This is a genomic window from Ruegeria sp. K7, from assembly GCF_056531785.1.
Genome location: NZ_JBQFMJ010000013.1, coordinates 100,158 through 118,873 on the forward strand (window position 1 = coordinate 100,158; position 18,716 = coordinate 118,873).

Here is an 18,716-nt window from a genome sequence, read left to right on the forward strand (position 1 = left end):
GGCTTCGATGAAACTGTTCAACGCGGCGTATCATGGCGACATCCTAGCCAAACTGGTGTGAATAGCCAGAAAATACGGAAGCAACCCGAATGGTCCGCCAAAACAACGGTTCGGTTCAGAGGTCCTAGGCGCGAAATTTTGGTTGCTTCCCGGTAAATTTGTTTATTGACGTGATTTGATTATTGATAAATATTGTTACCAACATGCAAAAGTATTCCATATTCTCGCTCGCTCGGAATGCGCTGTCCGGACACCGCAACTGGCCTCTGGCTTGGCGCAGCCCGCCCTTGAAAGACAGGTATGAGGTCGTGGTGATCGGGGCAGGGGGGCACGGTCTGGCTACGGCCTATTATATGGCGAAAGAATTCGGCATCACAAATGTCGCAGTTCTGGAACGCGGTTGGCTGGGCGGTGGAAATATCGCGCGCAACACGGTGACGATCCGGTCGAACTATATGCGTGACGAGTCGATCCCTTTCTATGTCAAATCTGTTGCGATGTACGAAGGCCTTACGCACGAGCTTAACTTCAACATGATGCATTCAAAACGCACCATGGTTGATGTTGTGCAGACCTGGCCCAAACTGCGGGAGCTGCGGCGGCGCCAACTGGTCATGGATATCTATGGCTCGACCTATGAACAGATCACGACGGAAGAGCTGCGTCGTCGCATTCCGGCGCTGACCGGCGGAGGGCCGGATGCGCGCCTGCCGGTCATTTGCGGCATGGTTCATACCGATGCGGGCGTGAACCGACATGATGCTGTGGCCTGGGGGTATGCACGTGCGGCTGACGCCATGGGTGTGGAAATCCATCAACAGACCGCCGTGCAGTCGTTGATCCGCGGCTCGGATGGTAAGATTGCCGGCGTCGAGACCAATCGGGGGACAATACACGCGGAAAAGGTTGTCGTGGCCGTGTCGGGCCATACAACGACGCTGACGGAAACCGCAGGGCTCAAACTGCCGTTGCGGACGATGAACCTGACGGCCTTTGTGTCGGAACCTGTCAAACCGCTGGTCGACGTCATAGTGAATTGCCCGGACAGCGGCTTCTATTTCAGCCAGTCCGACAAAGGCGAAATGGTGATCGGCGGCGCACCGGATATGGGGCAGAGTTTTCGTCGGGACATCAAGCAAAACGTCTTTGAAGACACGGTTGCTTCGATGCTTTCCCTGTTCCCGTCCTTCAAAAAACTCAAACTGATGCGCCAATGGGGCGGGCATCTGGACATTGCGCATGATGCATCCCCCATCATGGACCAGACCGAAGTGCCCGGACTGTTCGTCACGGCGGGTTGGTGGGGCGGTTACAAGGCGATCCCGGCGGGCGGTCTGACGTTGGCGCATCTGGTCGCCAAAGGAGAACCGCACCCGCTGATGGCATCCTTCACCCTCGACCGGTTCCGTCATCTTGAATTCGTGATGGAAGCCGGCACCACCACGGCGCGATGAAAAGGACAGGACCATGATGCTGATACCCTGCCCATATTGCGGCAAACGAAACGAAAGCGAATTCATCTTTGGCGGTCCGGTCGGGGCGGATCGGCCCGACCCGAATGCTGTCAGTGACGCGGAGTGGGTCGAATACTTGACTGTTGTGCCAAACCCATTGGGACCTGTGCAGGAAAAATGGTGGCACGCGCGCGGATGCGGTGAATGGCTGACAATCTGGCGCGATACCCGGACACACGAGATTGTGGAGGCGCCCCATGGCACAGCGTAACCGCCTCGCGTCCGGGGGGCGCATAGACCGCAATCGACCTTTGCAGTTTCAATTCAACGGCAAACGCTACGAAGGTTACGAGGGCGACACTCTGGCTTCGGCCTTGCTGGCCAATGGCGTTCGTGTGACAGCCCGCAGTTTCAAGTACCACCGCCCGCGCGGCATTGTCGGTCATGGCCCCGAGGAACCGTCGACTCTGGTAGAACTGGATGGCGAGGACGCATCGGGCAACCGCCCCGCTACAACCGTACCCCTTCGGGATGGGCTGAGCGCCCTTTCCGTCAATTGCTGGCCTTCGCCCGATTTCGATTTGGGCGGGGTGAACCAACTGCTTGGTCGCTTCATCCCGGCCGGGTTTTACTACAAGACCTTCAAATGGCCGGATTGGCACTTGTTTGAACCCACAATCCGCAAGGCTGCGGGGCTCGCCGCAGCACCCTCTCGGCCTCCCTGTGCGGGCCGGTTCGAGGCGCGGCACGCCCATGCTGATGTTCTGATCGCCGGAGCAGGCCCCGCCGGCCTGCAGGCCGCACTTGAGGCAGGTCGCGCAGGAAAGCGGGTGTTCATCGCGGATGAGGGACCCGAGGCAGGAGGAAGCCTGCTCAACCGGACGCTGACCATCAATGGGCGACCAGCAATGGAATGGGTGGCCGAAGCAGTTCGGGAATTGCGCAAGATGGACAATGTCACCCATCTGCAAAACGCAACTGTCTGGGCTTATCGCGAACACAATCTGCTGATCGTGAACGAACGGGAGCCGGAACAGAACAGCATCCTGGAGCGCAGCTGGCGGGTGCGCGCAGGTGAAGTGATCATTGCCACCGGCGCCACGGAGCGTGCAATGGTCTTTGCCGACAATGATCGTCCCGGTGTCATGCTGGCCTCATCGATACAGGCCTATGTGAACCGCTGGGGCGTGGTTCCCGGGCACCGCGTGGCCTTGTTCACCAACAACAACAGCGTCTACGCGGTCGCCGCTGATCTGTTGGCGGCGGGTTTGGCAGTTGTTGCAATTCTCGATAGCCGCAAAAAGGTGCCTCAGGCCGCGCTGGACAAGGTGCCGGGTATCTCGGTTCATCCGGGGACCGTCGCTGCGGGTGTACGCGGGCACAAACGTCTGCGCGCCGTCCGCGCGGTCGCCGTCAACAGCGGCGCTGATAAATGGATTGACTGCGATGTACTGGGTCATTCCGGGGGCTGGAACCCGACTGTGCATCTGTGGTCGCAATCCCGCAGCTCGCTGCGGTTCGATGACAATCTGGCCGCATTTGTTCCCGAAACAGCGGCCCAGGCTTGCCGCGCCACGGGTGCCGCGGCCGGGGAAATGAACCTGGGTCGGATCATCGACGGCGGCCAAGATCTGACATACGACATCGAACCGCTCTGGCGTGTCGATGTGCCGGGGCAACGCGGCAAGGCGTTTCTGGACATCCAGAATGATGTCTCGGTCAGCGATGTGCATCTGGCCTTGCGCGAAGGCTATGACAATGTCGAGCACGTCAAGCGCTACACGACTGGTGGCATGGGCATCGATCAGGGGAAAACCGGCAATATCAACATCATCGGCACCGTGGCAATGCAAAAGGGCGTACCATTGCAGGAGGTCGGTACGACAACGTTCCGGTCGCCGTACACTCCGGTCTCCTTCGGCGCGATCGGTGGGCTGCGAGAGGACAGCGTTCTGTTTCCCTATCGTCACACTCCGGTGACACAATGGAACAAAAACAACGGCGCGGTGATGTACGAGGCTGGCGCACGCTGGCGGCGTCCTGGCTATTTCCCAAAACCCGGTGAGGGATTGCAGGAGGCTGTCAACCGCGAATGCCGGGCAGTCAGGGAAGGCGTTGGTGTCTATGACGGCTCGCCGCTTGGAACGTTTGAACTGAAAGGCCGCGACGTACCACGCTTTCTCGATTTTCTGTACACGAACGCCATGTCCAGCCTGAAACCTGGCGAGGGGCGGTACGGGCTGATGCTGTCGGATGACGGGTTGATCCTGGATGACGGGGTGGCATTTCGGCTGGACGCGCATCGCTGGCTGATCTCGACCTCGACGGGCCATGCGGATGCGATCAACCAGCATATGGAGAAAATTCTGCAGACCGAGTTTCCGGACTGGCAGGTGATGATCACCACAGTCACGAGCCAGTGGAACAACGCCACGATCTGCGGGCCGCGCGCCCGGGATGTTCTGCAGGCACTGGGTACGGACATTGATCTGTCATCTGAAGCGTTCCCTTTCATGTCTTTCCGGGATGGCACCGTTGCCGGGTTTCCGGCCCGTGTCGTTCGTGTCAGTTTTACCGGAGAGCTGTCCTTTGAAGTCAATGTTGCCCCGCGTCATATGGCCGAACTGTGGGACAAAGTGATGGAGGCGGGTGCCCCATTTGGGATTCTGCCGGTCGGTTCGGAATCCAGCCATGTACTGCGGGTCGAAAAGGGGTTTCTTTCGCTGGGTCACGAAGTCGACGGCACCGTCGACGCATATGATCTGGGGATGGGCTGGGTCATGTCCAAAAAGAAGCCGGACTATCTTGGCAAACGCTCGGTCTTGCTGCGACGCGAAAGCGGGCGCGTTCGCCGCGAACTGGTTGGCATTCTGCCCGAAGACACCAACCAGCAGGTTCCGGAAGGCGCGCCACTGACCCCCGGCGGCCGAAAGGAGGCGACCGAAGGCTTGGTTACGGCCTGCGTCTGGAGCGTGGTAAACAACCGCTGGGTCGGGTTGGCTTTGCTGGAAAACGGACATGCCCGGCACGGTGAAACCGCGTATGTCCGTCTTCGGGACAAGGTCATCCCGGTCACAATTACCAGACCGGTGTTTCACGACCCCGACGGCAAACTTCTGAGGTCCTGAGATGAGCTATGACGTACAATTTGCACGCCAGAGCCTGAGCGTACTTTTCGATCTTAAGGGGCAACCCGAGGCAATCGAAAGCTGGGTCAAGGACCTGTTGCCGAGCTTGCCAAAACAACCCAATACCCGGATCGGGCAAGGGGGGGCCGAACTGTACCATGTCGGCCGAAATCACTGGATCGTTCGGACTGGGCCAAATCGTGAGCAGGAATATGAGGAAAGGCTCAAACCGGCGGATTGCCCGGAAGATATCAACATCGTACGAATTTCGGACACGCTGACGTTTTTCCGCGTTGCCGGACCCGAGGCGGCCGACGTGATGGCCATTGCCTGTCCGCTGGATCTGAACGAAACCATATTCGGCCCGGATGACGTGACCTATTCCGAGGTGTTTGGCCTGAAGGCGCTCGTGACAAGGTGTGATGGCGGTTTCGAATTCGCAGTCGAACAGAGTTTTGGCGATATGATTGAGGATTATCTGGCCTGGGCGACCGCCTGAAGAAACGGCGGTTCACAGCTTGGGCCTTTGTTCTTGCACCTTAGATAGGGCCACTTAGCGGACCAATTTCCGGAATTCACGAGAATAAAGATCCTGACTTGAAGTCAGAGCGAAACCATCGGTTGAATTGCAATTTCCGGCATGAAAAGGTCCGCTCAATAAGCGCCTTTCGAATTGCTGATTGCCATGCTGACAACGCTGACCTCTATTCTGCCGATCTTTCTGATTATTGCCCTTGGGCTGGCCCTTCGGAAAGGTGGCATTCCCAGCACGGACTTCTGGAACCTGAACGACAAACTTGTCTACTGGGTATTGATGCCATGCCTGCTATTCAGCAAGATCTCAATGTCGCCTTTGGACAAATCAGCGCTTGGGCTTTATTCGGCCACGATCCTGGGCGGGTTTGTTGCTGCACTGATCTTTGCGGTTGTCAGTACGCGCCTGATGGGTTTCGCACCGCCACAGGGGACATCTATTTTGCAGGGCAGTGCCCGGCACAATTCCTTCATAGGACTTGCTCTGGCGGCAAACCTTTTCGGTCCGGCAGGGTTTGACATCGCCATTCTGGCGACGGCGATCCTTGTTCCGATCACCAATATCGTCATGGTGATCATGCTGGTCGGTTCTTTGAAAAGCGACAGAACCACGAGTCTGCCGCTGGCCATTCTGCGGGAACTGGCCCGCAACCCCTATGTCATTTCAATCCTGTTGGCAGTGGGTGCCAACCAGCTGATCGGAGACCGGATTCCGGTGGTTCACGATGTGGCGGATGTTCTGGGTGCGGGGGCGCTGCCTATTACTCTGCTGGCCGTTGGCGCAAACCTGAGAGTCCGCGCAATGGCTGCCAGCACAATACCCCTGATCCTTGCGTTCACGGGCAAGATGGTGGTTTTCCCTGTCGCGGTTCTGGTAATCGGACTGGCCGTCGGACTGCCGCAGAACGTGCTGCAGATCGCCGTGGTTTATTCCGTTGTTCCGACGGGTGCGTCCTCTTACACGTTGTCAAAACAACTGGGCGGAGATGCGCCTTTGATGGCGGCGATCGTCACGCTACAGACCCTGATTGCTGCGGTCAGTATACCACTTTCGTTGGCGATACTGCTTCCGATGGCCGGGTAATACAGTTCCAAGCGACCCTCGCTGAAGAATCCCGAACAGCCGTTTGCCCTTTGGGCTGCCGTTTCATGCCTGTCAATTCCAACCCGATGCCGCAGGTATCCGGGCAAACAAGCGTCGCGCTGCTTTCATCCAAGCAGGCTCACTTAAATCATAATATTTTTGAAAGTAAGTTGCTAAATAGTGAGTATTGTATGATAAAAGTAAGCGCCACCTACCCGGCCAGTGACTGCTGGAGGACAAGAATGACAGTAGCCTTGGCGAAATCAGGAATTTCGCGCATCAAACCCCACATGGTCGCAGGGGCGATTGATGCATCACTTCCACCGTCTGTCCTGCTAAATTCCAATGAAAGCGCGTTTGGTCCCAGCCCTTTGGCCCGGGCCGCCGCGCAGGCAGCCACAAGTTCAATCGAACGGTATCTGGAAAACCCCGATCTAACTCTCGCCCCGGCCATCGCTGAACATTTCGGCCTCGATGCCGCGCGGATCACAACCGGGCAGGGATCGGACGACCTGCTTGCACGGCTTGCCCGTGCTTATCTGGGTCCGGCTACCGAACTGATCCGCAGCGCGAACGGGTACCTGAAAGTCCCGAACTATGCGCACGCCAACGATGCAGACGTCGTGTCGGTTGCGGACGATGGTTTCAAACCCTCGGTTGACCGCATGATCGAAGCCGTGACCGAACGGACACGTATCGTCTATCTGGCCAACCCGGAAAACCCTGCAGGCACGTATCTGAATGGCTCTGAAATTCGCCGCCTGCACGCCGCCCTGCCAGAAAGAGTATTGTTGATAATCGACGCGGCCTACGAAGAATACATCGATGCCGAAGATTACGAGCCCGCGCATATTCTGGTTGATGAGGCGCAAAATGTGGTCATGTGCCGTACATTCTCAAAAATCTACGGTCTGGCAGGCGCGCGCGTGGGCTGGTTGTATGGGCCTGACGACATCGTCGATGTCGTTCGCAGGATCGGGCTGACCTTTCCGGTTGCTTCGCCTTCGGCAATGGCTGCGATCGCCGCATTGGAGGACACAGCCCACACTCAGTATGTTCGCGATGCCAACCGCTTGGGCAGGAACTGGATCACCGCCGAGATGCAGGGGTTGGGACTGGACGTCATCCCCAGTCAGGCAAATTTCGTTCTTGTTCACTTCCCGGATGGCAACAAGTCAGCAGAAGCTGCGACACGCGCGCTTTTGCAGCACGGCATTGCCGTGCGGCGGTTCGCATCGCCAGCGTACACGGACTATCTGCGCATTACAGTCGGGCATATGCATGAATTGAAAATTGCACGGGACGGAATTGCCAAATTCCTGAACGGTGGCGTGTAATGGGTATGTCTTCCGGAATTACGGTGGACGCGCCAAAGGTTGCATACCCGTCGGGGCGCGCGATCATTGCGCAGCTCAAGGCCGCACAGGTTCAGGAAATCGTCGCCCTTCCGGATATCGTCACCAGCGACGGTCTGTTGTGGCCCATTTCCAAGGATCCTGATTTTCGACTGACGCGGATCTGCAAAGAGGATGAAGGTGTCAGTATTTGCGGCGCCATGTCCTACAATGGAACCCGGGCCGTACTGATGATGCAGCAGACAGGGTTGATGGACTCCCTGAATGCAATTCGTGCGATCGGGATGGATTATGAATTGCCCGTTGTGATGATGGTTGGTTTGCAGGGCAAGGAACCACATGTGCACCCGGATCAATCTTCCTCCTACGGTGTTCGGATAATCCGCCCTGTCCTTGACGCGATGGAGGTATCGCATTCGCTGATCGAAGAACCCGGCGACGAAACCCACATACCGCAGGCCATCGCAATGGCCTATGCATCCTCGCAGCCTCATATCTTTCTGATCGGCAGACCTCCGGAGGCGTCATGACGATGCGTCGCGACGAGGCGCTACGGGCGCTGATCCCCCACATTCATGACAGTGACATTGTAGTTGCAGTCTATCAAAGTTGTTTTGACTGGCTGGCCCTGAACCCGCGAGACCTGAACTATGTCGCCGTTGGCGCGATGGGTCAGGCATCGTCCCACGGGCTGGGATTGGCACTGGCCAATCCGGACCGGCGCGTAATTGTTCTTGATGGCGACGGCAGCCTGCTGATGAACCTTGGGTCGCTGGTGACGATCGCTGGCGCTGGCGTGTCGAACCTCTATCACTTTCTTTCGGCCAATCGGGTTTACGAGGTGAACGGAGCGCATCCGTTGCCCGGCGCTGAAAAGGTCGACTTTGCTGCAATGGCCTGGGCGGCTGGCTATGCCGGGGTTCAGCGATTCACCAATGTTGACAGGTTCGCCGAAGCCGCGCCGCAGATCCTGTCTCTGGCAGGCCCTCAGTTTGTTTCGATGGAGATCACGGCAGGAACCTCCTGTCCCAGAGACTACGCCTACATTCACAGCGCAGAGGCGCGTTCGACTTTTCGCGCAGCGCTCAATCGCCGATAGCTGCAAGGTTCGGCCTCACAGGCCGAAGCTTGGCAGCGCCCTATTGCGGGCGGGTTGAGACCGTAATGAACTCGACAGCATCAGACAGGATTTCACTGAATCCGTGCGGAAGCTTGGCATCGAAGCTCAATGTATCCCCCGCAGACATCTGGAAATTCTCCCCTCCGCAACGGTATGTGGCCTGCCCTTCGATCATGTAGATGAACACATGACCTTCGTGCTGATAGCTGGGCAAGTTGCCGGATTGCTCTTTTGAAATGCGAATTCGCGCAGACTGAAAAATCCCCCCGGGTGCCGAGTGCTTGCCCAATAGGAGATAATCATGCGCATGCCCCTGCGTGATGCGCCGCGCGGGCAGGCCATCGCCAACGCGCGCGTGATGAACATCTGCAGCGATATCCGACCGGGCAAACAGCGCCATCAGCGGCACATCCAGAGCATCCGCCAAAGATTGCAGTGTCGACAGCGAAGGCGAGACGTTGGCGTTTTCGATCCGGCTGATCATCGCAGTGGATACTTGTGCCCGAGCCGCAAGATCGCCCAGCGTCAGTTCCCGTTCATGCCGCAACCGCTGAAGCGTCTGACCGACTTCACTTTCAGTGTCGTTTTTCTTTTCCACTTTCAACGCTGCCGATCAGGTTATCCGGGGCACGAGATTGGCACAGCATCGACATCCTTACCAGTGCAGGATTCACAAAAAAGCATTGTCGCGAGGCTTATTGGTCATCCGTTGCTCCGATTGGATTTTTGCAATCACATCACGGTGATTCTTTTCACTTTCGGCGGAACAAAACCGGTCTCTCGCAGGTTTGAGCATCCACAAATGAAGCTTAATGATGTTATCAATCTTTATCACTCGCCCGCGTATCGGACATGATGGTTTTCGGATGCTCAATTCGTTTACCGGAAAACCCGGCACCACCCCCATCTGCCGATGACAATAGAATTACGTTCACACGGCAGACCTTTGTTCTGTAATGCAATCTTGAACGTAGGTCGTCGTCTTGGGACGTGGCCCACGGCAATCGTTTTTGTCGACGGAAAACTGGCTGACAGTCTATTGGGTCGGTTTCCGGCGCCTCATAGCAGCGCAACTCAAAGCCAAAAATCCACCCCCAGCCAAGCGCGGCTCATTCGGACGTCAGAAGATTTTTCTTTTTGATTTGGCGTATTTGTTGCAAATTAGTGAACAAATCGTTTCCCATTTCTCTCTTTTTTCAGTTTTTGACCCCGCATGGATTGGACGGAAACATGGCCGAGAAAGACTTTATCGCAAATGCAGCACCAACCTATCTGATTAACCAGGCCAACAGCGGCGACACTTACAGCCTGTGGCGGCTGAACATGGATCTGCCTGAGCTGTTCGAACAGATCCTGTTGTCGCCCGGATCAAACTTTCCATCCAGCACAAAGCTGTGTCCGATCGGCGGGTACATGCTCTCCTATGATCTGTCGCAGCTTCAGGATCAAAAAGATCCTCATGTTCCTTATGATCTGTTCGAATTTGACCCGACCAACCCCGACCCGCTGAGCGTTCAGCCTTTGCAATCGGGGAAATGGAAGCAGCACAAATTCTGGCAGTATTTCGATCACTACACCTGGGATGCAACCGAAACGGATATCGTGCAGCTTGTGCCCATGACGGGATATGTCATGGCCTATATGCCGACTGCTGCACGCGGGACATACATGCTGTGGAATTTCGATCCCGCACCCAGCCCGATGTCGCCGCCCGACCCGCTGCCTACCTCGATGGGGCCGCAGGATGCCTTTGCCGAGATCACCGGCGGTAGCGCGTTGCTGCCCATGGGCAACTATGTGCTCGAATGGATCGCCGAGCATTCGAAATACCGCGTGTGGAACTTTGATCCGCAAAACTGGCATCCGTTGTCGATGCCGACGATATCTGAGGGCACGCGCCCGGACATTGATACCTCGCACCACCTAATCGCCATGGGTGAGAACATTCTGGACATTGCGCCCGGAGATGGGAGTTACCGGCTTTGGGGGTTTGATCCGTTCCTTCCCGACCCGTTTGTCGGCCCCCTGAAACAGGGCGCCTTGCCTCAGGGGTTTGATGTGTCCGGTCAGCTGACTCCGGTACAGATGCCGATTCCCATTGATGCCGCCAAAGCCCTTGTTCCCGGCACTATGGATTTCATGCGCACCAATATCGAACATGTGGTCGTCTACATGCTTGAAAGTCGGACAATGGACAGTGTTCTGGGCTGGCTATACGAGGCGGACGCACCCCACCTGAACTATGTGAACGCGGAACCGCCGTTCAAGGCAAACTCAAAATCCTATACGAACACTTACAAAGGCACCCCGTATCCGGTGCACCAGTATGAGGATGGCAAGCTGAGCGATCAGTTCGTACTTTCCTCGCCCAAGATCGATCCGTTTCATTCGACAGCCGACAGCATTCAGCAGCAATACAGCGGCGGTTTTCCTGCCTATCAAAGCGGTGCAGTGCCGGACATGGGCGGGTTTGTGTCCAACAACCTCAGCCCCGAAGCAATGAGTTCGTTCAGCCCGACACAATTACCGGTGCTGAACGGCCTGGCCGAGAATTACGCGGTGAGCGATTATTGGTTTTCACCCATGCCGGGCGGCACAATTGCCAACCGGGGCTTTGCCCTGTCGGGATCGAACTACAACATTACGGTAAACTGCGAAGGTGAGCCGCAATACACGCAATACGCAGAGCGGCCCTTGCGGCAGCCGATCTGGAAAGTGCTTCAAAACAATGGCCATCAGGACTGGAAGATTTATTACTCGGTAGAATGGGAGAACCAAGTGTTCACCTATCACCTGTATATGCGCAATCAGTTGCCCAGCGTGGACAAAAGCAAGTTTCAGTACGTGCAGCCGCTCAGCACATTCATTGCAGATGCGAAGGCGGGGATGCTGCCGAAATTCTCGTTCCTCGAACCCGCCTGGATCGCGCCAAGTGGCGCGACCTCGTATCATCCCGGTGCTTCCGGCGACATGGTTCCGGGCGAGCGCAAACTGAAAGAGATCTACGAGGCGCTGAGGGCCAGCCCGCAATGGGACAAAACCGCATTGGTGATCACGTTCAGCAAGGGCGGAGGAATGTACGACCATGAGGCGCCACCGATGGCACAACCGGCCTGGCCGAGGGATGTGAACGACGGGTTCAAGTATGATGTTTTGGGCCCGCGTGTTCCGACAATAGTGGTGTCGCCGCGAGTGAAATCCAACACGGTGTTTCGCAGTGGCCAACCGCAGCCGTATGAAGGCACCTCTCTGCTGTCGACGGTTTTGGACTGGTACGGCATCCCGCGTGCGCGCTGGGGCTTGGGCGATCGGGTACAGGCGGCACCGACTTTTGAATCCGTGTTTGAACTGAGCGATCCGCGCACCGATCACCCTAAGCTCTCGGTGCCGTACGACAAGGACTATCCGCCTATCGGTTCGGATGGCTGATCCGATGGCTGAGTTTTCCTATTCTCTGGGGGCGGTGGAGCTGTTGAACGAACTGTTCCCACCTGCCGAACTTGCCAATTCCGATCTCGGGTTGACCGACCGCGAAAGCGTGATTGCGCATTACACAAGGAACTCGCTTGAGGCTGACGGGTTTTCCTCGGGCAACGTGCAGGTCACAAAGTCAGGCGGGCAATACCGGGTTTCGATCTCGACTGATCAGCCGGAAGCGGCGTTGTCTGTCTTTGCCGAACACCATCAGAAACTGTTCGCGCCGGATGCCGCGGGCAAGGCGGTCGCGGGAAAAAACCTGTTGCAGGACCTTGGGGTCTGGAACCCGATGGCCGGTTATCCGGTCAACAGCGACAAGGACGACGGCCTGTGCAAGTGGCATCTCTTCCCGCCCTTGGGGCTGAACGTCATGGGTCAGAGGGGTTTGTTGCTGATGCATTACCCGCCGTGGCAGGTGTTGCAGCAGGGTACTTTTCTGGAGTGTATGACCATGCATCGCTGGGATACCGTGTTGCGGGCCAGCGGAATTCCCGCGGATGACGTGAGTTTTTACCGAACTATTGTGGATGTAAATCCAATCGCCGCGCCCGGTGCAGGTCAAAGCGAATACCCCAATGACTATTTTCCCATCATGATGGCCTCGGGTTTTTTCGACGGCCCGCCCGAGCGCAGCTACATCCGATCGATGCTTAACCTCTATCTGAATGGGCCCAACGCAACAGGTGAGCGTCACACGCTGCCGCTGCTGGTCTGCGGATCACCTCTTTATGATCCGCAGGCTCCCGGCTGGTTCAGGGTCGCGTTCAAGGATGATATGCCGAAAGACGAAAACGGCACGCCGGAAACGCCGGTCTTGCAGGTCGGGAAAGTACGGATTTCCCCCGACGACCCGCGCGAGACACCGTATATGGTTGCCAATCACATGATCGCGGCAGGGGTAACCGGAAAGTGCACGGACTGCGCGAAAAAGATACCGGATATTCGGATGTACGAGGCGCAGGATCTGGTGGCTGCGTCCTTTTTGTTTGAATACACCAAGAACCCCGATATCGAGCCAGAGCAGGCAAAGGAGAACGCCTGCCAACGCTGGTTCGGCAACACCAAAGGGCTCGGGCCGCCCAATCCCGGTGACCCACACGACGCGCAGGTCATGTGCGCGCTGGCCCAGATGGACTTGTACTATTGTCCGGGACCGCCGCCGCACCCGAAATACACGTTCGACGAAGCGATGGCGCGGTGCGCCGGGGCTGGGAACGAAACCTGCGGGTGCAAGATTGCGCCTCCGTCCGGACCGAAGAACAGCATGACACACAGCTAGCGAGGCGTCCAAGAACGGGACAATTGATGTCTTTCATGTACCTCAGGTGTTTTCGTCCTGTTTCAGACCAGTGATTTCGTATGTTCTGACGGGCGCCCCGATGCCGCGCAGTTCAACCGTTCCATGTTCGACGCAGGCGATCTCGGGTTTGATCCGGTCATACGTGTCCTGCGAAATCAGAATGCTACCGGTGCGCGCAGCGTTTTCAAGGCGCGAGGCCTGGTTCACAGCGCGGCCAATCAGGGTGTAATCCATCCGGGACTCGCTGCCAAAATTGCCAACGGTGCAGTATCCGGTATGAATGCCCATGCGGCATTCCAGAGGTTTTCGGATTCCTTCTTTCAGCCACTCCTCGCGCAGCGCTCCAAGTCTGTCACGCATGGCAATCGCCATTTTGGCGCATGCAATGGCATCATTTTCAGGTCCGCGGGTTTCCGGATCGCCAAAAAAGATGACAATTCCGTCGCCGACAAACTTGTCGATGGTCGCGCCAAAAGACAAAGCAACTTCGGACATCTCTGACAGGTAATGGTTAAGCAATGTCTTCAAATCTTCGGAACTCATCTGTTCGGCAAGCTCGGTGAACCCGACCAGATCCGAAAAGAAGATCGTCAAAAGCTTGCGCTCCGAGGTCAGTCTGACCTCTTTCCTGCGATCGAAAATCGATCGATAAACCTGCGGTGACAGGTATTTGGACAGCTGGTTTGCAACGGCTTCCAGCGCATTTGTTTTCTGACTTAGTTCAGCGGTGCGCTGTTCGACCTTCTGCTCAAGGTCGACATAAAGCTTGGCGTTCTCGATCGATATTGAGGCTTGCGCCGTCAGCAATTCGGCAATTGCAACCCGCTCCTCCGGGAATGCTCCGGCGGCCAGGTTGTTCTCCAGATAGGCAATCCCGGAAAAGCGGTCGGAACGGATCACCGGAACACACATGACCGAGCGGATCTGATTCCTGACGACATAAGGATCAATGCCATACCGGGGATGGCCGGCTGCATCGTCGAGAACCAGAGGTTTCTGGGTTCGGGCCACATAATTGACAACGGACATTGCTAGGGTATCGGGGTCGGGTTCAAACTGAATATTGCGTGTTTCCAGGTCGCCCTCTTCGACGAGGCATTCAACTTCGGCCAGTAGTTGATCGTCATTCATTGACAGGAAAACGCCACGCTGCGCGCCCGTGCTTTCCAGCAGAATGCGCATTGTGCGTGACAGCAGATTGCTCAACACGATTTCGCCCGAAATCGCGCGGGCCGCATTCATGACCGCCTGCAAGTCAAGAGCGCTGTGCGAGATCGAATATCCGCTGTTTTCTGCATCCCTGTCCCCCGATGAACGGGTTGGTGCGATGAGTTGAAGGGTGGGGTTCTCGGCATCCATCAAATCGACTTTCCGCCTTGCACCCCATCGGTGATACAGGCGGCGAGCAGCGTCCAGATGCGCATTGGCCGCAAAACTCTGGCCGATCTTCTCAAAGGCCGACGACGCGAGTTCGTGAATCATGGCCCGGTCGCGGGTAAACCCGTTCTCTTCGGCACATGCGACGGCCCGGGTATAACACGACAGCGCATTCAACATATCGCCCTGCAAGCGCGCAAACTCTCCGCGCATGGCAAGGTCGAGATGGCTGAAATTCTCGGGGCAGTGCTGGGCCCAGTCGGCCATATGATTAGCGTGATCCTCCATCTTCTGCCAAAGATGCGATTGCTCGTCCGCAGGGGATGTCTCGTACGTCGCGGAATAGGTCAGAAAGGCCAGAAACCGGAACCGAACGGATTGCGGCAGCGACATGACACTGTCCATCAACCTTTCCTGCGCGGCTACGTGCGGAACGGCCCCCTTGAAGTTGCGGTACAGGCAGTGAAGTTCGGCCTTATAGATGTGATAGTTCGCGACACCTGTCATGAAACCGCGCTCGGTCATTCCCTTCAGGCAGGAAACTTCATCGAACGTGTCATCGCTAAGTGAATACAAATCCCGGGTGTTGCCTGCGAAATTCTGCAACATCTGCAGAAAAAGACTGCCTGAATCGTAGCTGTCCGCATAGTTGCAGTCCTTGACGATCACCATGTATCGCGACTGTTCGGCAATTGCGGTTTCAAGATCCAGACGCGGGTCCCAGATGATGCAATCCTGAGCGTTATAGGCCAGATACAACAGATCGCCCGACTGGTATCCCGCCTCCAAGCCACGGGTGAACCATTCTGTCATCGTGCTCCAGTGGTGGCCCCAGTGGTGGATGAACATCGTGTAGACGTAAATAATGCGGGATTTCAGGGCAATGTCGTCATATGCCTCGTTCATAGCAAGCGAGAGCTTGCCGAACTCGATCGCTTCAGCAGGGCGGTTCATGCCCCCGCACAGCAACATCCCGTACGTCGAGTAGGCAAAGGCGGTTTCGGCCGAGTTTCCGAAACGCAGTGACAGGTTGACGGATTTCAGGATCAAAAGACGGAACAGGTTTCCGGCACCTGACAGAAAGGCCGCAGGAAAGATCTCCATCAACAGCCCGACCGCCGTTTCCATATTGGCGTCCGTCATACGGCCCGCGTTGATCAGATCGGCAATCTCCCGGCCTGCCAGGTTGACAGAAATCTCTGCGACTTCTGCTTCAACCTCTGCATCCGAGACATCCGCCGTGAACCTGACCCCAAGAAGGGAAAGCCCTTCGAGGGCTGAATCGATGGAGTCTTTCATCCGGCCCAAGGTCGAGTAATGCCTTGTTCTCATCGACAAAACGCGCGCCTTGTCCAGCGAGGTCCGAAGGTTTTCCAGCGCGCGTGACAACTCGGCATCGGCCTCGTCATGCAAGCCGTTCAGATAGGCGGTTTGTGCATAGAGCGATGATAGCGATCTGGTCAGCCCATAGGCCTCTTGCCACGGGTTCGAAGGAAGGAGGGACCGGGCAATACGCAAATAGTTCAAAGCCACCTGATACGAGGACGCATTGTGCGCAATGCGAGCAGCCGCCAGGTTCAGCTCCGCAAGTTCGCGTTTGTCATCTTTCCGGGTGATCAGATCGCGGGCCACGTTCAGATGGCGAACGATCTTGATCAGGCGTTCGTTTTGCGGCTCATCCGTGTCTTCGCTCTGCAAAAGTCGTCCGATCGACAGATGAACAGGCTGTTTTTCGGCGTCATCAATCAACTCGTAAGCGGCCTGATGCAGACGATCATGCTGGAACCGGTAGCGCGGGTTGACTGCCGCATCTGCCCTGGCGTCCGTCAGAGCTGCGGCCTGATCAAAAAGCTGGTAGCTGTCGTCCAAGGGCAGGATGATGTTGCGGGCCAGGGCGCTCATCAGGGATATGCCCAGCTGCTCTTTAGAGCGCTGATGAATCAGCGACAGCTTGGCCATGTCGAACTCGTGTCCGATACAGGCGGCCATGCGCAACGTTTCCTTGGTGTCATCCGGAAGTTTGTTCAGGTTTCCAATCAGGAACTCGACAATGTTATCGCCAATTTCGGCCTTCCTGATCGCAGCCAGATCCCATGTCCAGCGGCCATGTGTGCGGTCAAAATTAATCATCCCATCGTCGAACAGGGATTGAAGCAGTTCCTTTACAAACAGGGGGTTGCCTTCGGTTCGTTGAAAAAGAACAGCGCCAAGCTCTTGCGTGTCCGCCTCATCCGTTCGGAATGTCCGGGCAACTATCTGGTTCACGACCGCCTGATCGAGCGGCGGCAAGGTCAGATCATGTACCGTCCGTGTCTTGGCAACCTCCTTGCGCATCAGGCTCAGCAGGTGGCCGCTGTCCACTTCATTCTCGCGATAAGCGCCCAGAATAAGCAGATGACCGATGTCCCGGGCCGTTGCCATTTTCTGCAAAAGGTTAAGTGTCGGTGCATCGCTCCATTGCAGGTCGTCAAGATACAGTACCAGCGGGTGGTTTTCATCCGCCAGCAGCCTTACGAAGCTTAGAAATGTCAGTTGCAGCCGGTTCTGCGCCTCGGTCGGAGGAAGGGTCGGGACCGGCGGTTGCGGTCCGATGATCAGCCCCAGATCCGGCAGGACATCCAGCAGAACCTGCGCGTTTCGTCCCAACGCGCCAATAATGTTTGTTTTCCACGTCGCCAGTGACTCTGGCGGTTCTGCCAGCAGTTCCTGAACCAGCCCGGAAAATGCAGCAGCGATGCCGCTATAAGGTCTGACCCTTTCAAACTGGTCAAACTTGCCGCGCAGAAAAAAGCCGCGCGCCTCAAGAATTGGCCGGTTCAGTTCCGCGACCAGCGCGGTTTTCCCAACCCCTGAACTGCCGGAGATCAGGCATAGCTCGGATGCGCCGGCCTCTACCTTGGCAAGCAATTGGGTCAATTGTTCCAGCTCGGCATCGCGTCCGATCAGCACTTGCGGAACACGAAACGTTTCGGACGTGTCTCGCTGCGCGATATCAAAGGGCGCAATTTCACCTGTGCGCGAGAGGCTTCGGCGGCAGATCTCAAGATCGTGCAACAGACCAAACGAGCTTTGGTAGCGGTCTTCAGGGTTTTTGGCCAAAAGCCGCAGCACAATCTCGATCAGCGTCGCTGGAACATATGCCCCGGCATCATCCGGGACACGTGGCCGCTTGGCGATGTGCGCATGGACCCATTCAAGTTGCGTTTCGGCCCTGAATGGCAATTGCCCAAACAAAAGTTCAAAGAATACGACACCAAGAGAATAGAAATCTGATCGGTAGTCGACATCGTGCGAAATCCGTGCGGTGTGCTCGGGCGAGATATAAGGCAGATGGCCCTCGATCAGTTTCGAAGCGACTTTCCCCTGATGTTCCCGCGACAGGGCCGTCGCGATTTCGAAATTCATCAGCCGGACGCTCCAGTCCGTGTCATCCAGCAGAATATTCTGTGGTGCGATGTTTTTGTGAACCATACCGCGCGCATGGATGGCGTCCAGCGCAGTGGTAAGCCGGATTATGATGTCGACAACACGCTCAAGCGGCCATGTGGCGGTTCGTTTGGCGCGCAGGTAGTGCGACAAGGTCCATCCGGTCGCGGGGCTGATCATGACCGGGGCACCATTGCCAAGGAAGACCATATCCGTGACCGGGATAATCCCGTCCAGGCTGCCTAGCTCGTTTAACAGCCAATACTCACGTTCCAGCCGCTTGGCATCCCGAATGTCGGGGAACTCGGCAGACAAGGTTTTGACAATCGCCGGCTGTCCGCTTTTGCTGTTGCGGGCATGAAAAAGCGAACTTGCGTAAAACGCCTCGATCTGCTGTTCGATCTGGTATCCGGCGATCTCAAGATGCAAGGCAGAAACTACCTTCCTGAAAGACTACAAGG

General features: G+C 56.6%; 12 protein-coding genes. 10 read left to right on the forward strand and 2 right to left on the reverse strand.

Features of this window, described 5'->3' with window-relative positions; all coding sequences use genetic code 11:
• Nucleotides 1-203: 203 nt before the first annotated feature.
• The 8 genes from ACR0FE_RS18545 to ACR0FE_RS18580 all read left to right on the forward strand — a co-directional run bounded on the left by ACR0FE_RS18545 (nt 204) and on the right by ACR0FE_RS18580 (nt 8,654).
• Complete coding sequence (locus ACR0FE_RS18545; protein WP_480914521.1) at nt 204-1,454, forward strand: FAD-dependent oxidoreductase; 1,251 nt, start codon at nt 204-206, stop codon at nt 1,452-1,454.
• Nucleotides 1,455-1,467: 13 nt separating this feature from the next.
• On the forward strand, nt 1,468-1,725 hold the full coding sequence (locus ACR0FE_RS18550) for a sarcosine oxidase subunit delta (protein WP_170613912.1): 258 nt from the start codon (nt 1,468-1,470) through the stop codon (nt 1,723-1,725).
• Nucleotides 1,712-4,582, forward strand: a complete 2,871-nt coding sequence (locus ACR0FE_RS18555) for a 2Fe-2S iron-sulfur cluster-binding protein (protein ID WP_480914523.1) — start codon at nt 1,712-1,714, stop codon at nt 4,580-4,582. The genes ACR0FE_RS18550 and ACR0FE_RS18555 overlap by 14 nt, the downstream gene beginning before the upstream one ends.
• Before the next feature lies 1 nt (nt 4,583).
• Nucleotides 4,584-5,081: a sarcosine oxidase subunit gamma gene (locus ACR0FE_RS18560; protein ID WP_480914525.1), complete on the forward strand. Its 498-nt coding sequence runs from the start codon at nt 4,584-4,586 to the stop codon at nt 5,079-5,081.
• Between the two features lie 174 nt (nt 5,082-5,255).
• Nucleotides 5,256-6,200 carry an AEC family transporter gene (locus ACR0FE_RS18565; RefSeq protein ID WP_480526717.1) on the forward strand — a complete coding sequence of 315 codons (945 nt, stop codon included), beginning with the start codon at nt 5,256-5,258 and terminating at the stop codon, nt 6,198-6,200.
• 242 nt (nt 6,201-6,442) lie between these two features.
• Nucleotides 6,443-7,537: a pyridoxal phosphate-dependent aminotransferase gene (locus ACR0FE_RS18570; protein ID WP_480914527.1), complete on the forward strand. Its 1,095-nt coding sequence runs from the start codon at nt 6,443-6,445 to the stop codon at nt 7,535-7,537.
• Complete coding sequence (locus ACR0FE_RS18575) at nt 7,537-8,085, forward strand: decarboxylase (protein ID WP_480526721.1); 549 nt, start codon at nt 7,537-7,539, stop codon at nt 8,083-8,085. The genes ACR0FE_RS18570 and ACR0FE_RS18575 overlap by 1 nt, the downstream gene beginning before the upstream one ends.
• Complete coding sequence (locus ACR0FE_RS18580; protein ID WP_480914529.1) at nt 8,082-8,654, forward strand: thiamine pyrophosphate-dependent enzyme; 573 nt, start codon at nt 8,082-8,084, stop codon at nt 8,652-8,654. Before ACR0FE_RS18575 ends, ACR0FE_RS18580 begins: the two co-directional genes overlap by 4 nt.
• A gap of 40 nt (nt 8,655-8,694) precedes the next feature.
• Here ACR0FE_RS18580 and ACR0FE_RS18585 read toward each other — a convergent pair whose 3' ends face one another.
• Nucleotides 8,695-9,273: an XRE family transcriptional regulator gene (locus tag ACR0FE_RS18585; protein WP_170808153.1), complete on the reverse strand. Its 579-nt coding sequence runs from the start codon at nt 9,271-9,273 to the stop codon at nt 8,695-8,697.
• Between the two features lie 632 nt (nt 9,274-9,905).
• Here ACR0FE_RS18585 and ACR0FE_RS18590 point away from each other — a divergent pair.
• Nucleotides 9,906-12,104 (forward strand): alkaline phosphatase family protein, encoded by a 2,199-nt coding sequence (locus ACR0FE_RS18590; protein WP_480914531.1) that lies wholly within the window; start codon nt 9,906-9,908, stop codon nt 12,102-12,104.
• 4 nt (nt 12,105-12,108) lie between these two features.
• Nucleotides 12,109-13,431, forward strand: coding sequence for a hypothetical protein (locus ACR0FE_RS18595; RefSeq protein WP_480914533.1), 1,323 nt, complete (start codon nt 12,109-12,111; stop codon nt 13,429-13,431).
• A 42-nt stretch (nt 13,432-13,473) separates the two neighbouring features.
• On the opposite strand, the gene ACR0FE_RS18600 is transcribed toward ACR0FE_RS18595, so the two are convergent.
• Nucleotides 13,474-18,684 carry an AAA family ATPase gene (locus tag ACR0FE_RS18600; RefSeq protein WP_480914535.1) on the reverse strand — a complete coding sequence of 1,737 codons (5,211 nt, stop codon included), beginning with the start codon at nt 18,682-18,684 and terminating at the stop codon, nt 13,474-13,476.
• Between the last annotated feature and the right edge of the window lie 32 nt (nt 18,685-18,716).

Bases quoted from the DNA above. Each gene is read 5' to 3' on its own strand.
- ACR0FE_RS18560 (WP_480914525.1), top strand. From the start codon at position 4,584: ATGAGCTATGACGTACAATTTGCACGCCAGAGCCTGAGCGTACTTTTC.
- ACR0FE_RS18595 (WP_480914533.1), top strand. From the start codon at position 12,109: ATGGCTGAGTTTTCCTATTCTCTGGGGGCGGTGGAGCTGTTGAACGAA.
- ACR0FE_RS18575 (WP_480526721.1), top strand. From the start codon at position 7,537: ATGGGTATGTCTTCCGGAATTACGGTGGACGCGCCAAAGGTTGCATAC.
- ACR0FE_RS18545 (WP_480914521.1), top strand. From the start codon at position 204: ATGCAAAAGTATTCCATATTCTCGCTCGCTCGGAATGCGCTGTCCGGA.
- ACR0FE_RS18580 (WP_480914529.1), top strand. From the start codon at position 8,082: ATGACGATGCGTCGCGACGAGGCGCTACGGGCGCTGATCCCCCACATT.
- ACR0FE_RS18590 (WP_480914531.1), top strand. From the start codon at position 9,906: ATGGCCGAGAAAGACTTTATCGCAAATGCAGCACCAACCTATCTGATT.
- ACR0FE_RS18550 (WP_170613912.1), top strand. From the start codon at position 1,468: ATGATGCTGATACCCTGCCCATATTGCGGCAAACGAAACGAAAGCGAA.
- ACR0FE_RS18570 (WP_480914527.1), top strand. From the start codon at position 6,443: ATGACAGTAGCCTTGGCGAAATCAGGAATTTCGCGCATCAAACCCCAC.
- ACR0FE_RS18555 (WP_480914523.1), top strand. From the start codon at position 1,712: ATGGCACAGCGTAACCGCCTCGCGTCCGGGGGGCGCATAGACCGCAAT.